Here is a 17,784-nt window from a genome sequence, read left to right as displayed (position 1 = left end):
CTCCCTGTGACGGGTCGCCGCTTCGGCCTGTCGAGCTAGACGCCCTCATAGACCAGCTTGGTGAACAGCGCCGGCGTGATGACGAACTGACCCCATTTGCCGTCGAAGGCCGCCGTCGGCCTGGCAGCGACCACCGCATCGAGCGTCTTCTCCTGCTTCTTGAGCCGCGCGACGTTGTCGCGGATGGCGACCAGCATGTCGCGATAGTCCTGCAGCTCGGCGCGATTGCTGATCGGGACGCCGTGTCCCGCGATCACGATCGTCTTGTCACCGGCCTTCGCCAGATTCGCCTCCGCTGCGCGGATCATGCCGTCGATGCTGCCGCCGGTCGAGTAGTCGATGAACGGGTAGATCCCATTCCAGAAGGTATCCGCGACATGCAGAATATCGGCTTCCACGAAGTGGACCGAGATGTCGCTGTCGGTGTGAGCAGGCCCATAATACTGAAGTTCGATCGTGGATCGGTTCACCGTCAGCCGCTTCCGTTCGGAAAACACGTCCGTGGGAATGGCGCTCGGCGCCAGGGCCGGGAAATCGAAGTTCCAGTCCTCGACGCGCTGCATCGTCTTCAAATGTTTTCGTGTGTTCTCGTGAGCCGTAATGGCCGCGCCCTGGGCCTGAACCCACTCGTTGCCATCGGCGTGGTCGAAATGCCAATGCGTGTTGATGAGATGCCGCACGGGCTCGCTTCCAAGACTGGCCAGCGCTTCCAGCATTCGGGGCTTCGACGCTGTGATTCCGGCGTCGATCATGACCTTGCCGTCCGGTCCACTGAGCACGCCGACACTGCCGCCGGAGCCCTCGAGGACGCTGACGCCGCCGCGCAATTTGTGGACCTTGATGGATGCCGTGGCCGCGTCCGCACGGATCATGTCCACGATGTTCCTCGCTTCGGCATACGCGGCCCGAGGCGTCAGCCACCCTCCACCGGATGCGAAAGTAGCCGATGCCACGCAACACAAACAAAAGCGCCGTCTTGTCAATTGTGACACTTGGCTCATCTTCGCCTCCGATGATCCGCAGGGTTCGTCCGGACATATGGGGCGAATTCGATGGCGGGTACTTGAATGAACCTCCTCGGCTTTGTACGTTTCGCTCACTCGCAGACGCAAACGATGCAAAAATGCCTGCGCAACGCGCAGCAAGGGCGGCTTGTCCCTTTCGGGGCAACAAGCGAGCGATCGGTTGCAAAGTGTCGCAGGTCGATCGCGTAAGCTGGACCTGTGATCGTTTGTGTCTTTGATTTTGACAAGCAGACATCTCAAGAATTGGCCGTTGGCGCCTTAGCGGGACATGCCGGATGATTCCTCAGGATACGTTGTCGCAGGAGGATGAAGTGTCGTTCGGCTCGTTCATACTCCGGGTGAGTGAGCGGTCTCTGAGAAAAGGTGCGACACCGGTCCACCTGCCGCCGCGCGCGCTGGATATTCTTCTTGTGCTCCTGCAGCAGGCGGGCAGCGTCGTCGACAAACATGATCTGATGGCGCGGGTCTGGCCGGACGTGAACGTCGATGCCGGCAGCCTGCGATTCCACATCGGCGTGTTGCGCAAGGTCCTGGGCGACGGAGAAGCCGGCGCCAGATTTGTCGCCACGGTGCCGGGCAAAGGGTACAGTTTCGTCTGTCCTGTATCATATCGGATGAGCGCAGAGGCAGACGATCGCAGTCGGGCTGTCGAGTCGAACTATGGCCTGCCACCGCGTCTCAGCCGGATGATCGGTCGCGACGAGGTGGTCGAAAAAGTCTGCGGGATGCTCCTCAAGGATCGCTTCGTCACCATCGTTGGACCAGGCGGGATCGGCAAGACGACGGTGGCCATAGCTGTTGCGCATCACACGAATCCGCAGGTTGCCGGCGCCGTGGCCTTCTTCGACTTGGGGCCCCTGAACGATCCCATGCTCGTGCCGACGGCCGTGGCGTCGACGCTCGGTCTCATGGTTCAATCCGATGATCCGACGCCGGCCATCATCAGCTTTATCCGCGACAAGAGCATGTTGCTGATCCTCGATAGTTGCGAGCACGTCGTCACCTCTGCGGCGGCACTCGCCGAGCATATTTTTCAGCACGCACCGAAGGTGCGAATTCTCGCGACGAGTCGTGAGGCGCTACGGGTGGAGGGAGAATATGTCTTCCAACTGCCGTCATTGGAGAATCCGCCCCTCGATGTGCAGACAGTCTCGGACGTGCTTGCGTTTCCGGCGGCGCAATTGTTCCTGGATCGCGTTCTCGCGAATGGGTCATCATTTGAATTGAACGATGCCGATGCGCCGATCGTCGGGGACATCTGCCGGCGATTGGATGGAATAGCACTGGCGATTGAAATCGCTGCAAGCCGGGTGATCGCCTTCGGGGTCAAAGGAACGGCTGCTCTGCTCGATGACCGGTTCAGGCTGCTGGGCCAGGGGCGGCGCACGGCTTTGCAGCGTCACCAGACGCTGACAGCTGCGCTGGATTGGAGTTACGGTCTGCTCTCCGACAACGAATCGCTTGTGCTTCGGCGGTCAGCTGTCTTCGTTGGTTTTTTCTCGATGCGAGCCGTCGTTGCCGTGGTCGGGCCGGATGATCTCAGCGAGGAGCTCGCGTTCGAGGCCGTCGCAAGCCTCGTCGACAAGTCGCTGATAGCGGTCGCTTCAGGGACATCGGAGGCGCGCTATCGTCTGCTCGACACCACGCGCGCATACGCCTTGTCGAAGCTCATCGATCGTGACGACGACAACGGCGTCTTCCAGCGACATGCCATGTTTTATCTGAGGTGGGCCGAACAGCACGAGAATCTTCGGCTGACCGAGGCAGGTCGTGACGGGGCCTCCGATTACGACCCTCACCTCGGCAACATACGTGCGGCATTGGAGTGGAGCTTTCTTCAGACCGAAAAGTCGATCGCTATTGCACTGACCGCTGCGGCCGCTCCACTGCTGCTCGAGTCGTCGTTGGTCACGGAATGTCGCCGCTGGACGGAGCTGGCGATGGTCAATCTGGATGAGTCGAGCCGGGGGACGTGTGGAGAGGTGACCTTGCAGGCGGCGCTTGGCCTCTCGCTCATGTTTTCTCAAGGCAATAATCAGCAGGCCAGGACATCACTCGAAAGGGGACTTGAAGTGGCCGGGGACTTGGGGGATTTGCCAAGTCAACTGCAATTGATCGGCCGCCTGCATCTGTTTCACTACAGAACCGGAAATTTTCGCGAGGCTCTCAAATATGCCGAACGCAGTGAGGCAGTTGCACTGAAGATGAATGACCAGGGGGCGCTGGCGGCTGCAAGCTCCCTTCTGGGTGTCTCGCATCATCTCATGGAGGATCTCGAGAAGGCGCGTGGGTATCTGGAATCGGCTGTCAGGCACGTACCCGAATCAAAGCATGTCGATTCATTCCGTCTTGGTCTCGACTATCGCAACCGCGCTGGAATCTGCCTGGCGCGCACGCTCTGGCTTCTTGGATACGCCGACCGGGCGACCGAATTGGCTCGGCAGGTCTCGATCGAGGCCGGGAAGCTGAATCATCCGCTTACGCTCTGCATCGCGCTTATCTGGGCTGTTTCAGTCTATCTTTGGAACGGAGATTGGGAAAATGCGGAGCAGAGCATCGAGCGACTGATCGATCACGCGCGCAATCGCGCAATAGTCGCCTATGAGGCGGCGGGAATTGGCGTGCGAGGCTATCTCGCTGTCATGCGAGGTGACCACCAGGCGGGGCTGCCGATGCTGAGATACGCCCTCATCGAGACGCGCGCGCATCGTTATGAACTGATGACCACAGCCTTCAAGAGTGCGTTGGCGGAGGGATTGCTGATGGCGGGTCAAGCGAGAGAAGCGCTTGACGCGGCGGACGACGCACTTGCTACGGTGGCGCGAAATGGAGACATGTTCAATGCCGCCGAGCTTCTTCGCATCAAAGGTCACGTGTTCTTGGCCGAAACGATGAAGGACATGCCCAGGGCGGAGGAGCTTTTCATTCAATCCCTCGAAGCCGCGAAGGCATGCGGAGCCCGTGCGTGGGAACTGCGAACGGCGACGAGCTTGGCCAGCCTGTGGCGCTCGCAGGGAAGGTTCGAGGCGTCCGTGGAACTGTTGGAGGACGTCCTGGAAAGCCGCACCGAAGGCTTCGGGTGCCCTGATTTCATCAACGCCAGGAAATTGCTCGTTGATTGCGCCAGGCGCGCTGCGCCTTGACGGGGAACCCGGGCGGTCTACCGTCCCGAAGGAGACCTCTCACACAATCTAACACCCGTCTTTGAGCATTCTAACACGCCTCTCGGATGTTCTAACCCCCGGACTTGCTCAGGAATTGTACCTTGCAAGTGCAGAGCGACCAACACGAGAGTGTCCACATATGCAAGGGTTGAAGGATCCCCAGACGGGGTGCGCTCGCCAGTATTCAAGCTGGCGGCTGCCGTCGCAGCGACCGTGCTGGCATCGCTGCATCAAGCCGGCCCGCGCGCGCATCGAGATCGCCGTCCCCACCGATTCGGGGAGCCTGATATGAGCGTCCTCGATCAGACCGCCGCCGCAAGCCCAGGTTGGCCGGCGCACGCGTTTGGATCGGTCAAGACGCGCCGCACGCCTCCGAATCGTGGAGGCGCTGTGATAGCCCAGACGTCCTTGGACCGCGTTGATCTCTTCAGACAACTGGTCGTTCCGGCGGGCGAAGACGAGGTGGTGATCTCACACATTTCAAGACGCCTGGCCGGACATGGCTCCACGGAATCGCAAGCCAGGAAAGCCGGCTATGCGGTCTGCGTACACCTGGATGAACTCGCCTCATACGACGTGTGGAGCGACGAGAGGCATTGCGCCAGTCCTCCGCTCGCGGCAGGCACAATTCACATCAGCGACATGCGACACACTTGGCAGGCAGATATTCAGAGCTCATTCCAGGTTGCCAATTTCTACCTACCTCAATCGGCTCTCGACGAGGTCGCCGAGGGGCAGGGCTCGCCGGGCGCGGGGACACTTCATTGTCCCATCGTGGAGACAAGATTGGACTCCGTCGTGACGAACGTTGCGATGGCGCTTCTGCCCGCTCTGATGCGTCCCGAACAGGCGAGCAAGATCTTTCTTGACCACGCCTGGAGAGCGCTGACGGCGCATTTGCTCAAAACATACGGATCGTCTGACGCGCGCCCGCAAATCGCCCGAGGCGGCCTTTCTCCATGGCAGGAGCGTCGGGCAAAGGAGATGCTGCTGGCAGACTTGAATGGCAATGTGACGTTGCCGAATCTCGCGCAGGCGTGCCGCCTGTCATGCAGTCACTTCAGTCAGGCATTTCGACGGACGGTGGGCTGTCCGCCACATCAATGGCTGCTATCTCAACGGGTCGAGCGATCGAAGGAATTGATGCTGAACAGCGATCAGCCGCTCAGCGAAATCGCGCTCAATGCCGGCTTCGCCGATCAAAGCCATTTCACGCGCGTATTTTCACGCATGGTCAAGACGAGCCCCGCCGCCTGGAAGCGCGCGCAGGAAAGGTAAGTGCGTCGGCGCAAAGCAATGCTTTCGTCACAAGGAGCAGAGAATACGGAAAGAAGCTGTCGTTTGTTCGCTCAATGATGCGTCAGTTGTAAGGCAACTCGGGTCCCGGCGGCTTTTCGCCGAGGATCCCGACAAAACTCGACAGGAGCGGACATGAGCACAATCACGACGAAGGACGGTACGACGATCTACTATAACGATTGGGGTTCGGGGCGGCCGATCGTGTTCAGTCACGGCTGGCCGCTGAGCGCGGACGCCTTCGAGGACCAGATGTTCTTCCTCGCCTCGCGTGGCTATCGTTGCATTGCTCTCGATCGGCGTGGGCATGGCCGTTCGAGCCAGCCTTGGCAGGGCAACGATCTCAACACCTATGCCGACGATCTGGCGACGCTCGTCGAGAAGCTGGATCTGAAGCACGCGATCCATGTTGGGCATTCGACCGGTGGCGGCGAAGTGACCCGATATATCGGCCGGCACGGGACGGGCCGGGTGGCGAAGGCCATTCTGATCGGCGCGATTCCGCCGCTGATGCTCAAGACCGAAGCGAACCCCGGCGGACTGCCGATCGCGGTGTTCGACGAGCTCCGCGCAAACGTGGCCGCCGACCGATCGAAGTTCTTCAAGGAATTGAGCCTGCCGTTCTACGGCTACAACCGATCTGGAGCGAAGATCTCGGAGGGAGTCCGGGAGTCCTTCTGGCTGCAGGGCATGATGGCCGGCTTTCCGGCGTCCTATTTCTGCATCAAGGCGTTCTCGGAAACAGACCTGACGGAGGACCTCAAGCGGTTCGACGTCCCCACGCTCGTCCTGCACGGGGACGACGACCAGATCGTTCCGATCGGCGCCTCGGCGCTGCTGTCGTCCAAGATCATCAAGGACGCGAAACTCGTCGTCTACGAGGGCGCACCGCATGGCATGTGCACGACCCTCAAGGACCGCGTCAACGCCGAGCTGCTCTCGTTCATTCAAGGCTAGCGGCTCATGCGCCGGCGCCCGACGGCACGTTGTCGAAGAAGCTCCGCACGGGCTCTGCACGATGCACAAGGATCGCGTCGATGCGGAGCCCCTCGCATTCATAAGGTCATTGGCAGTTCGGCGGTACGACGATGGGACATGCGATGAACAGGGCGGCAAGGCTTGTCATTTTGATTGCGGCGACCGCGGGCGCCGTCTTCCTGCGATCCAGCGCGGCGCCCGGGGAGCTTGTGCTGTCGCCGATCTTCGGCGTTGGAATTCCGCCGGACTACCGCCATTGGGAGTTGGTCGGGGTGGCGCACGAAACCGGATTGGACGAGCTCCGGGGCATTGTCGGTAACGCGGCGGCGATTGAGGCCTACCGGGCCGGAACGCTGCCGTTTCCGGACGGGGCGATCCTGGTCAAGCTGGCGTGGAAGCACGTCCAGTCGACGGAGTTCGAACCTGCGTTCGTACCCGGGCCCGCCACGACGGTCCAGGTCATGCTCAAGGACTCGAAACGATACCGCTCGACCGGTGGCTAGGCCTTCGGTCGCTTCATCGATGGCCGGCCGGTCGACGAGGCTCAACATCAAACCTGCTTTGGCTGCCACGCCGCGGGGGTCAAAGAACACGACTTCGTCTTCACGCGACTTGCGCCTTGAGACTCGGTTGCCTCTAGGGCTCCGAAAGCGTTTTCGGAATGATGCTGAGCTGTCCAGATCGTCTCATTCAATTCGTCAGCGTGGCGAGATCCATTTCGGACGCGTCGTGCTCACCTCAAGCGATGCCGGCATCTTCTGAACTCGTCGCCTTCGCGCGGACGGTAAGAACAGACAATCGGAAAGAGTCGCAGGCAAGAGCAGATCGATCCTCGCGGCTAGTCTCTCCGGCATCGGCTGGCAAATGCAGATGGCGCGACGATCGCGCTGCCTGTCGGCGGTCGCACAAGCGCAACATCCCGGAGAAGCAGACATGATCAGACTGACACGATATATCAAGATCGCGGCTCTTGCCGCGTCCGTAGCTGCGCTCTCGCCGATCCCGGCGATGGTGTCCGGAGCGGCGCAGGCCATGGACGCGAGCCCCATTCCGGTTACTCACTATCGGACAGTAAAGATCGACGACATCGATATCTTCTATCGAGAAGCCGGGCCTGCGGATGCTCCGGTCATCTTGCTCCTTCACGGATTCCCGACGTCGTCACACATGTTCCGCAACCTGATCCCTCAGCTGGCGTCCCGCTATCATGTGATTGCGCCGGACTATCCAGGCTTCGGCCAGAGCGCAGCTCCCGATCACAAGACGTTCGCCTATACGTTCGCCCGCTTTGCCGACCTGATGGATGGTCTGCTGGGCAAGCTCGAGGTGAAGCGCTACGCGATGTACGTGATGGACTATGGCGCCCCGGTCGGCTACCGGCTCGCGCTGAAGCATCCGGAACGGGTGAGCGCGCTGATCATCCAGAACGGCAATGCCTACGAGGAGGGGCTCAAGACGTTCTGGGATCCGATCAAGGCCTATTGGGCCGACGGATCGCCGGCGCACCGCAAAGCGCTGGAAGTCCTGATGAAGCTGGAGACGACGAAATTCCAGTACACCGACGGAATGAGCGACGTCAGCCGGATCGATCCGGACAATATACTGCACGACCAGACCTTGCTGGACCGGCCGGGCAACATGGATATTCAACTCGACTTGTTCCACGACTACGGGTCGAACGTTCCGCTCTATCCGCAATTTCAGGCGTTCTTCCGGGAGCGCAAGCCGCCGACCCTGATCGTCTGGGGAAAGAACGACTTCATCTTCCCGGCGGATGGCGCGGGTCCGTATCTGCGCGATCTGCCGGATGCCGAATTGCATCTGATCGACAGCGGCCACTTCGCACTCGAGGACAAGGCCGATGAAATGGTTCCGTTGATCCGCAGCTTTCTCGAACGGAAACTGCCGGCCTCCTGACGAGCGGCATACGCGGTAGTTCATCGGAGGCGCAGCATCAAGTCGGCACTGCGCCTGCAGATGCAGGACGTAAGCGGCCTTTCGGCGCGCTGGATCACTTTAGCTAACGCAAGGAAATCGAACATGGACGCCTCTTTCGACACGGACGCCAGGCCCGCCGGCAACGTGCCGTCGGTGACGCTCGACGCCGCGACGGCTCGCGATGTTCGCGGTCCGTCGGCTTTGCTTGCCCTCGATGATGAACCGCCTCCCAGGCTGATTGTGGATCCGCCGCTCGCCGGTCCTCTCGCAGCGGGAAAGGTCTTCATCCAATACAGGACGGAAAACCTGCGTGTGCTGCCGGTCTTCGGCACCGGAGCCCTGGACGTGTCGCCGAAGGTCGGACACGTGCACATCACGGTGGACGACGCGACCTGGCACTTTATCGACGCATCCGGCGAAACGGTTGTCCTCGTGGGCCTTGCTCCGGGTCCGCACCGCGTGCTGTTCGAATTGGCGGACCCGATCCACCGCGTGATCGACCGTCAAATGGTGCGGTTTACAATACCGGAATGATATCGACCAAGGTATCGCACGTTCGTCCAATACCCTTGTCGCCAGGCGTGAGACGATCGACATCGCGGAGTAGTGGACAGAACTGGAAGGGATCGAAGATGGATGCCGTGGAAACGAAGAAGCGCCGAGCCGCACCGCTGCAGACGCCAAGCGGCCTCGGGGCAAATGCTGTGCGCGACGTCTCGGGCGCGTTGACCGTACTGCTGGCGGACATGCTTGCGCTTTACCTGAAGACCAAGAACTTCCACTGGCATGCGTCGGGGCCGCATTTCCGCGAGGATCATCTGATGCTGGATGATCAAAGTGCTCAAATTCTTGCCACGACGGACGCCATCGCGGAGCGCGTGCGCAAGGTCGGTGGAACGACCATCAAGTCCATTGGGCATGTCTCGCGCCTGCAGCGGGTCCTCGACAACGATGCGGAGTACGTAACGCCGCTCGATATGCTCGCGGAGTTGCGCGACGACAATATGCAGTTGATCGCACGGATGCGTGAGACCCGCCAGCTCTGCGAGGAACACCGCGACGTCGCGAGCGTCAGCCTGCTCGAACCGTGGATCGATGAAGCTGAAGGTCGGGTCTGGTTCTTGTTCGAGAGCAGCCGCCGATCACAATCGTCCGCCGGCTAAAGCCAGACCGCAGCCAATTCAGCGACGGGCACATGGCCATTCCGGCCTCGATGCTGGCGATCGGAGCCCCGGCCGAGGATCTGGAGAAGGTGCTGCGGCGCACGGATGCGCCCGCACCGATGGCTTCCAGCTAGTTGTAAAGCCGGCGCAGCGCCTTGATGGCCTCTCTTTGCTCGTCGATTCTCTGCTGGATCGCCTCACGCAGTTCTTTGGATCGCAGACTGTTGCTATCGCGCTCGACCTCATTGAGTGCCGACTCGGCGGCGGCCAGGATCTTCATCGTCATCTCGATACCAAGCCATTCGCCTCGGGGTCATCGACATCCGAACGACAGCTGTTCGGCTAACGCCGCACTCTCCGGGAATCGAGAGATTGCGCCTTGAGGTAGCTCAAGTGTTCCGAGCCCGTTTTGAGACATTGATGCGGACGTTCGCGGGCGGCGACCCTTGTGGCATCACCCGGCCAGACGTGGACCCAGCATCACGCGCAGCCGAACCGCATCGTTGCTCTCTGTGCCGAAGTTGCTGCAGCGTGCCGCGCAGTGTCCGGCGAAGCGATTGCCTCAAGGCGCGTTTGGCGCGACTGACATCACCGATCCGCAAACGGACCGTTCGGTGAGTGAGCGCTCTTGCGCGTACAGATGACGCCCATGCCGACGGCCGTCTGTCGATCGTTACAAAACGCCGTTGATGGCCTCCGATCGACTCTTGAGATCCCGAGAGGCGTGCCGCTCTCGCGGCCCACTCAATCCTGTTCGTCCTGGGGCAGGGTCGAGGCTCCGCCGTACGGGTAGAACAGATCCTTTCGACCCTGCTGCCATGCGGCTCTCAGTTCCGGCGCGGTGATGTCCCAGTCCGGTCTGCATTTCCTGCTGACGGCTCGCAGGTCCTGCCGAAGGTCTTCGACGGTGGGACGTCCGAAGAACCAGTAGCCGTTGTAGATCTTGTGAATGACACGGCCCGGCTCCAGCACCACGACATGGGGAATCATCGGTTTATGGACGGGATCAGTATACTCGGCGATGTCGAGGTCCTTCTGCACGATCCGCCGGGTGTCGGACAGAAACGGCCAGTGCGCTCCGACGCCGCTGCGATATTCGTACGTCTGGATAATGTTATCAGTCGTGATCGTGACCAGCCTGCAATAGCCGACCTCCATCTCACGGTGGAGCTCAAGCAATCCTTCGGCCTGTCGCCGGTCTTTCGGACAGAAGCCGCCGCGACCGAGCACGACCACCATCGGATCCTGCTCCTGCAACTCGGAGAGCTTCCGATGCTTCCCTGCGTGGTCGCTGAGCTCGTAGTCCGGAAACGTCGCTCCTGGCGTCATGTCGGATCGCATCTCAACCACTCCTCCACGATTTCGTGAAGCCGCAGCCGGCGGCCATTACAGATCGATCACGATGTCGCCCTCAGGATGGGCGCAGCAGATCAGCACGTTCCCCTCCGTCGGTGCATCGACGGGAGCCGGCTGATGGCCGACCGTCCCTGCCACCAGTCCGGTCTCGCAGGTGTGGCACACGCCGGCTCGACAGGACCACCGCACCGGCACGTCGCAGGCTTCCGCGAGCTCAAGCAATGTCTTGGAGCGAGGGTCCCAGTGAACATTGAGACCGCTCCGGGCGAACGACACCATCGGTCCTGTGCCGGCCGGTCTTGCCGGCGGGTGCGGCGGCTTGCGCGGCGATGCGGCAATGCCCGGTGAAATCGACGGGCCGGCGCCGAACAGCTCGGTATGAATGCGCTCCGGCGATACGCCGAGCGCTGCGAGGCCGGCGGTCAAATCGCTCATGAAGCTCGACGGACCGCAGATGTAGAAGTCGCCATCGCGGGGAATGCCGATCTCGGCGAGGGCCTGCGTGGTCAGCCGTCCTTCGGCGTCGAAATCCGATTTGAGACGATCCCCAGGTTCGGGCGCGCTGTAGCAGATATAGCTGTGATGATGCGCAAACGTCGCGAGCAGCTCGCGGCTTTCGGCAGCAAACGCATGCTCGCGGCCGTTGCGGGTTCCGTGCAGCCACCAGACGTCTCGCGTCGAAGCTTCGGCCGACAGCGCGTGGAGCATTGCCAGCACTGGCGTCACGCCAATGCCCGCGCTGAGGAGAACGACGGGTGCGTCGCCCGGACGCAGCGTGAAGCTGCCGCGCGCCGCACTTGCCTGCACGAGGTCGCCGGCACGGAGGTGCTTGTCGATATAGGTGCCCGCCGCACCGTGCGGCTCCTGCTTGACGCTGATGCGATAGATTGCGGCGTTCGGCTGTCCCGACAGCGAATAGCTGCGCATGAGCGCGGTCTCGGACGGCGCTCCGAGGCGCAACACCACGAACTGGCCGGGAAGGGCGGTGCCTACAGGCCGACCATCGGCGGGCGCGAGTAGCAGCGAGGTCACATTGTCGCTTTCGTGCACCATGCGCTCCACGCGGAAGGAGCGAAACCCGGACCATGCCGGCGATGGGCCGGACGCCGGACCAAGTCCGGCGTTTCCCGATGCCGCACCACGTTCGTCCCCTTGGGTGAGCAATGCCTCGAAGGAACGGCGCCAACCGACACTCAGTGCCGGAATGCGCAAGGCGCGCTGCAGCTGTTCGCGGGGGTGACCGGGCAGATAGAGCAGCGCATCGATCTCGGACACGCTCATGCGCTCGGGTCCGGAAGCAATCAGCACGATCTCGTCACCGGCTTCGACGTCCCCCTCCTTGAGAACACGAAGGTAGAAGCCGGGCCGGCCGTGCTTCACCAGCAGTGCGGCCATGTCCGGCTCGTTCATGCGGATGCCGACCCGGTAACACGTCACCCGAGGCTGCGTCACCTCGAACAGAGCGCTTCCGATCCGGTAGCGGTCTCCGATGCACACCTCAGCGTCCGGCAAGCCATCGACCGTGAGGTTCTCGCCGAACTGTCCGAAAGTGAAGTCGGTGCGACCCAACTTCGTCTGCCAGTATTGGTAGGACTCATGCTGATAAACCAACACGGCCCGGTGCTCGCCGCCGTGGCCCGCCAGGTCTCCCTGTCCGTCGCCCTCGATGTTGAGGCGACGGACCTTGCGCGGTCCGCTCACCGGCGCCTTCCAGATCCCGGTATGGACGGTCTTGCCTTGCCAGGGGATGTCGCGTGGCAAGCCGACATTCACCGAAAGCACGCGTCCCATGAGGCTTCTCTCCGGAGTAGTTTTGTTCATCCGAACAGCGGCGGACCAAACTGGATCACCACCAGGAAGATGGCGACGGCCAGTATCGCAACCACGATCGTTCTGCTCATGATATCGTCTATCCCTTTGCTCGCGCATCAAACCCTGCGCCGGCTACACGCCGGCGGCGACGTCGATGATCGCGTCGGCAAAGGCCTTGGGAGCCTCCTGCGGCAGGTTGTGGCCGATTCCGCCCTTGACGGTGCGGTGCGCGTATTTCCCCAAGAACATCTTTGCATAGGCCGACGGATCGGGATGCGGCGCGCCGTTGGCGTCGCCTTCCATGGTGATCGTCGGCACGCCGATGACGGGGGCTTGCGCCAGCCGCCGCTCGTCGTCGTCATACTTCGCTTCGCCCTCGGCGAGCCCGAGGCGCCAACGATAATTGTGGACCACGATCGCGACGTGATCCGGATTGTCGAAAGCCGCTGCGCTGCGCTCGAAGGTCGCGTCATCAAAGCGCCACTGCGGTGAAGCGAGCTGCCAGATCAGCTTCGAGAACTCGCGCCGATACCTGTCATAGCCGTCGCGGCCGCGTTCGGTCGCGAAATAGAACTGATACCACCACTGAAGTTCCGCCTTCGGAGGCAACGGCATTTTTCCAGCTTGCTGGCTGCCGATGAGATAGCCGCTGACCGAGACCATGGCCTTGCAGCGCTCGGGCCACAGCGCCGCCATGATGTTGGCGGTTCGCGCGCCCCAGTCGAAGCCGGCGACGGTCGCCTTCTCGATCTTGAGAGCATCCATCAGCGCGATGACGTCGGCCGCGATGGCCGACGGCTGTCCGTTACGGAGGGTCGCCTCGGACAGGAAACGCGTCGTTCCATAGCCGCGCAAATAGGGCACAATCACGCGATAGCCCGCCGAGGCAAGGATGGACGCGACATCGACGAAGCTGTAGATGTCATAGGGCCAGCCGTGCAGGAGAATCACGGGCGGTCCGCCGGTAGGGCCGGCCTCAGCATAGCCGATGTCGAGGAGACCGGCGTTGATCTGCTTCAGCGATGCAAAGGATGTATTGCCTCCCGGCTTGACGGTTATACCCGCTTTCGCGGACTCGCCGGTCTCGGCAGTGGCGGTCGCGCTGAGCGAAAGCTGTGCCGCCGCCAGCGTCATGACTGCGCTGCCAAAGAAGCGACGTCGACCATGATTGAGTTTATCTGACATGGCATTCTCCTGTCTTCGTTGTTTCGCGCAAGTCCTGGGGACGGACACGTCACTCCTTGTGTCCATCCAGCCGCCCAGAAATGACGGACCCTTGCAGGGCGGCTCGCGATCAAATCTGCACCGAAGTCGGGCCGTTGGCCCGTTATGTCCTGTTAGACGTTGAGAGCAGGCATCCCGCGCTCGTGTCTCGCGGCCGTTACTCGAAGGACGCGTCGAAGATCTCGACGTCGATCAGGACAGGCTTGGCGTCCACGGTTCCATCGGGTCGACGCGTTTGCGAGCGACGAAGGGTCGGCACCACGACGCCGTCGAAGCGCTCATGGGCCCAGGAGTAGTGCGCGACCTTCATACCAAAAAAGTTGTGGTCGGTCCGGCGCTGCAGGGCATTCTCGTCAAAGTAAAAGATCTGCTCGCCCGCAAAGGTGACGAGATCGGGCGGCAATTGTGCACGCAGGCGCCGCCAGGTCTCCATGCCTTCTGTCCATGACGGCAGTTCCTCCACGATCACGTCGGGACGGGCCAGGAGAAAGGGTGTGGTCAGATAGTTCCAGATCGTGACGCCGCAGAAGAGGATGAGATGCAGTTCGTCCGCGAGGACCTGGGGGCCGGTGTCAAATGCGAGGTCGGGGTTGCTCCAGGTCTGCAAGACCTCGCCATCGATGGTTTCGATCGATATAGCGTCCGGCTGAAACGAGCCGGACTGCTCTCCGCCGGTGATTCCGGTGAAGCGGACCGATTGCGTTCGTGTCGAGCCCTCGGCGATGAGGTCCTTGAATTCGCGGGCATGTCCTGCGCTCGAGAACAGCGTCCCGCCAGCGGAAAGATGCAGTGTGAACCGGCTCAGGCTGTTCCAGCGCGCGATGCCGCCATTCGCGTCAATGACATCGTCAAGAAGAGCCATGTCTTGTCGTATCCACCTGGGAGCGCACTCACCATGGCGGGGCTCGGACGGCTTGGCGCGTTAGAAATTGTTAGGAGTTGCAAGGGACTCGACGCGGGCGATGGCGCATCATGATGCGTTCAATCGACGATGCCGAGGAAATCCTTCGCTCGGGCCAGATCGCGGCCGGCCAGCCCTTCCTGATATTGTGCCACGAGCGGCGCCAGCATGCGGCTTGCCTCGCTGGCGCGTCCGGTCCGCTGCGAGATGCGGCCAAGGCTCAGCGCTCCGCGCAGTTCCCAGGCGAGGGCGCATTGCCGGCGTGACAGGGCGAGCGAGCTCGCGAGGCAGATCTCGGCCTCTGCGTTGCGTCCCAATTGGGCGAGGATGTCCCCCCTGACCCGCAGCATCTCCGGCATGTCGAAGGATTCGCCGTGGTCGCCGATCTGGGCAATCGCCTCGTCGACTGTGCCCAGAGCTTCTTCGGGCCTGTTTTGCGACGCGAGGCCCTCCGCGAGCGCCGTCGCGAAGACGGTGGTCATGATCCGGTGCCGCGTCGCATACAAGGTGGCCTGGCTGCGGCGCAGGTGCTCGATGCCGCCGTCGACGTCGCCGCGCTGCAGGAGAAGCAGGCCCTTCTGGCCGATGCCGACCGCCTCGTAAGGACCAAGGAAATGCCGCGCGGCATGGTCGATCAGCCGCTCGATCATGCTCTCGGCGCAGGCGTCGTCGCCGACCCACAGAAACACGTAGATCGTCCAGATCAGCGCAATGCCGAGCGTCAGGGGCTGTTCGAGCTGCTCGGCCTCGCGAACCGTGTATCGGGCCGCCTCAATGGCGCGATCGGGCCGGCCGGTCAGCCAGAGGCCGCGCGCCAGCGCGACCAGCGCGACGATGCGGTCGTCATAGCCGAGATGCCCGATGTTCAGCCGCTGCGAGTTCGGGTTGTGAACCATCGCGCTTTCACAGAACTGAACGGCCTTGTCCTGATTTCCGATCAGGTGATGCGCCACGCCAAGCATCCATTCGACGTTCAGCGTGCTCGTCGGATCGTTCAATCTGTTGGCGACGCTCTTGCCCTGCTCGCCGATTGCAAGCGCTCCGTGAAAATCCCCGACACGGGTCAGGTAGATGTGCAGTCCACGCAACAGCCATAGCTGCCAGTGCAGGTCGTCGAGCTCCCGGGCGAGCTGCAGGCTTCGTGTGAAGGCCGACTGGACCGCTTCGGTATTGCCCTGCGTGAACATCACGGAGACGCCGAGCGCGGCCTGCAGGGTCATCTCCCGCCGCGCGTCGGCAGCGGCCGTGGCGTGCGGCGCGAGCGCCTGCTGGGTCCAGCGGTAGCACTCCGTCAGCAGCGTCAGCTCAAGGAAGAACTGCGCCGCCGAAGCGGCCAGATCGATGCCGATGACACGGTCACCTTCGTCGGAGAAGCTCCAGGCCAGCGCGGCCCGCACGTTGGACAGGTGATCTGCGTAGGGCAGGAAGCCACCGGCGCTCTGCAAGCCGTTCGACTTGAGCGAGATATCGCGCAGGAAGCTGCGGAAATACTCGGCGTGAGCGCGAGCGACAAGCGGCGCTTCCCCTCTCTCGACGAGCTTGTCCGCCACGAAGGCGCGGGTTGTATCGAGCAGTCGATACCGGAGCTTCCGCTGTGCAGCAGAGGTCGCGATCAGGGATTTGGAGAGCAGGTTCGAGATCGCCTCCATCGCCTCCGGCTCGTTGATGCCCTGGCATGATGCGATTGCAAGCGCGGCCTCGAGCGTGAACGGGCCGACGAATACCGACAGGCCGCGCAGCATGGCGCTTTCGGTCGCCGGCAACAAATCGTAGCTCCAGCCAAGCGCCGCGCTCAGTGTCTGATGCCGAGGGATCGCGGTGCGTCGCCCGCGCCACAACAGCGAGAAACGGCTGTCGAGAAGCTCGGCCGTGCCGGCAATTCCGTAGGCGTTGACCCGGCCCGCGGCGAGTTCGATCGCCAGGGCGATGCCGTCGAGACGCCGGCATATCTCGGCCACGAGAGGCGCATCGTCATGACTCAGCTCGAATTCGCTGAGGCTCTCGGCAATTCGCTCGACGAAGAGCTGGCTCGCGGGATAGGCGAGAATATCGGCGACGCCAAGTCGGTCCTGTTGTGGCGGACAATCCAGCGGGAACAGCCGATAGACGCGCTCGCCCTCCGATCGGAGGGATTCGCGGCTCGTCGCCATGACGTGCAGGTTCGGCGCCTCGCGAATTAGGCGTTCGGTCAATGGTGCGAGCTCGTCGAGGAGGTGCTCGCAGCTGTCGAACACCAGCAGCATTTGCCGGCTGCGCAGGAACGTCAACAGTGCCGGTATCGGATCCTCGGAATTCACGGTCAGGCCGAGTGCGCTGGCGATGCTGCCTGGCACCAGCCTCGCATCAGTCACCGCGCCGAAATCGACGAAGCTGACTTGGCCGTCGAATGCAGCAAGCTGGCGATGCGCGACGGCCAGGGCGACCGATGTCTTGCCGATGCCGCCCGGACCGACAATCGTGACAAACCGATGAAGGGAGAGCTCGGACGTGATCTTTTCAACCGCATCGTCCCGCCCGATCATCCTGGCAGGAGGCGTCGGAAGGAGGCGGACCGACGAGGCGATCTCGGTCGGGCGTCTCTCCGGGAGCGCAAGCCGCGATAGCGGCACAGCTAGACAATAGCCGCGTCCGGGCACATTTACGATGTAGCGGGAGCCTTCATTGCCCTCGCCAAGCGCCTTGCGCAGCGCGGCGATGTGGAACCGCAGGCTGCCCTCGTCGACATTCACGTCCGCCCACACCCGCTTGACGAGCTCGCGCTTGTCGACGACTTCACCGGCCCGTTCGGCAAGACAGATCAGGATGTCGAGCGCACGGCCGCCGAGGTGAAGCGGGGCGCCGTCCTTCTCCAGCAGCCGCGATTTCGGAAATAGCCGAAATGGCCCAAAAGCAACGGCCGAATCCTGGTTGTCATTCTCTGCCACGCA

The 17,784-nt window shown here is 62.2% G+C and carries 13 protein-coding genes and 1 pseudogene; 7 read left to right on the top strand and 7 right to left on the bottom strand.

Features of this window, described 5'->3' with window-relative positions:
* Positions 1–35: 35 nt before the first annotated feature.
* Positions 36–1,001, bottom strand: a complete 966-nt coding sequence (locus ACQR1E_RS22485) for an MBL fold metallo-hydrolase (RefSeq protein WP_250171853.1) — start codon at positions 999–1,001, stop codon at positions 36–38.
* A gap of 299 nt (positions 1,002–1,300) precedes the next feature.
* Here ACQR1E_RS22485 and ACQR1E_RS22480 point away from each other — a divergent pair, with 299 nt between their 5' ends.
* From ACQR1E_RS22480 to ACQR1E_RS22450, 7 genes and pseudogenes are all read left to right on the top strand, one after another.
* Positions 1,301–4,168 (top strand): ATP-binding protein, encoded by a 2,868-nt coding sequence (locus ACQR1E_RS22480; protein ID WP_315802205.1) that lies wholly within the window; start codon positions 1,301–1,303, stop codon positions 4,166–4,168.
* Positions 4,169–4,477: 309 nt separating this feature from the next.
* Complete coding sequence (locus tag ACQR1E_RS22475) at positions 4,478–5,467, top strand: helix-turn-helix domain-containing protein (RefSeq protein ID WP_250171833.1); 990 nt, start codon at positions 4,478–4,480, stop codon at positions 5,465–5,467.
* A gap of 153 nt (positions 5,468–5,620) precedes the next feature.
* Entirely contained in the window at positions 5,621–6,442 is an 822-nt protein-coding gene (locus ACQR1E_RS22470) for an alpha/beta fold hydrolase (protein WP_315802206.1), read from the top strand.
* A 131-nt stretch (positions 6,443–6,573) separates the two neighbouring features.
* Positions 6,574–7,086 (top strand): annotated as a pseudogene (locus ACQR1E_RS22465) (cytochrome P460 family protein).
* A gap of 385 nt (positions 7,087–7,471) precedes the next feature.
* Positions 7,472–8,380: an alpha/beta fold hydrolase gene (locus ACQR1E_RS22460; protein WP_409997922.1), complete on the top strand. Its 909-nt coding sequence runs from the start codon at positions 7,472–7,474 to the stop codon at positions 8,378–8,380.
* Between the two features lie 123 nt (positions 8,381–8,503).
* Entirely contained in the window at positions 8,504–8,935 is a 432-nt protein-coding gene (locus tag ACQR1E_RS22455; protein ID WP_315802208.1) for a DUF6130 family protein, read from the top strand.
* A 98-nt stretch (positions 8,936–9,033) separates the two neighbouring features.
* Entirely contained in the window at positions 9,034–9,564 is a 531-nt protein-coding gene (locus ACQR1E_RS22450) for a Dps family protein (protein WP_434897572.1), read from the top strand.
* Between the two features lie 130 nt (positions 9,565–9,694).
* Here ACQR1E_RS22450 and ACQR1E_RS22445 read toward each other — a convergent pair whose 3' ends face one another.
* From ACQR1E_RS22445 to ACQR1E_RS22420, 6 genes are all read right to left on the bottom strand, one after another.
* Entirely contained in the window at positions 9,695–9,844 is a 150-nt protein-coding gene (locus tag ACQR1E_RS22445; RefSeq protein WP_434897571.1) for a hypothetical protein, read from the bottom strand.
* A gap of 464 nt (positions 9,845–10,308) precedes the next feature.
* Positions 10,309–10,905: a redoxin domain-containing protein gene (locus tag ACQR1E_RS22440; protein WP_434897570.1), complete on the bottom strand. Its 597-nt coding sequence runs from the start codon at positions 10,903–10,905 to the stop codon at positions 10,309–10,311.
* A 45-nt stretch (positions 10,906–10,950) separates the two neighbouring features.
* Entirely contained in the window at positions 10,951–12,711 is a 1,761-nt protein-coding gene (locus ACQR1E_RS22435) for an MOSC domain-containing protein (RefSeq protein WP_434897569.1), read from the bottom strand.
* Positions 12,712–12,864: 153 nt separating this feature from the next.
* Positions 12,865–13,917 (bottom strand): alpha/beta fold hydrolase, encoded by a 1,053-nt coding sequence (locus tag ACQR1E_RS22430; protein ID WP_434897568.1) that lies wholly within the window; start codon positions 13,915–13,917, stop codon positions 12,865–12,867.
* 196 nt (positions 13,918–14,113) lie between these two features.
* Complete coding sequence (locus tag ACQR1E_RS22425; RefSeq protein ID WP_434897567.1) at positions 14,114–14,818, bottom strand: hypothetical protein; 705 nt, start codon at positions 14,816–14,818, stop codon at positions 14,114–14,116.
* Positions 14,819–14,937: 119 nt separating this feature from the next.
* Entirely contained in the window at positions 14,938–17,781 is a 2,844-nt protein-coding gene (locus tag ACQR1E_RS22420; RefSeq protein ID WP_434897566.1) for an ATP-binding protein, read from the bottom strand.
* Between the last annotated feature and the right edge of the window lie 3 nt (positions 17,782–17,784).

It is taken from the genome of Bradyrhizobium sp. HKCCYLRH1030, assembly GCF_051168395.1.
In the GTDB taxonomy this organism is placed as follows: Bacteria; Pseudomonadota; Alphaproteobacteria; order Rhizobiales; family Xanthobacteraceae; genus Bradyrhizobium.
This window is presented reverse-complemented; position numbering and strand designations above follow the sequence as displayed.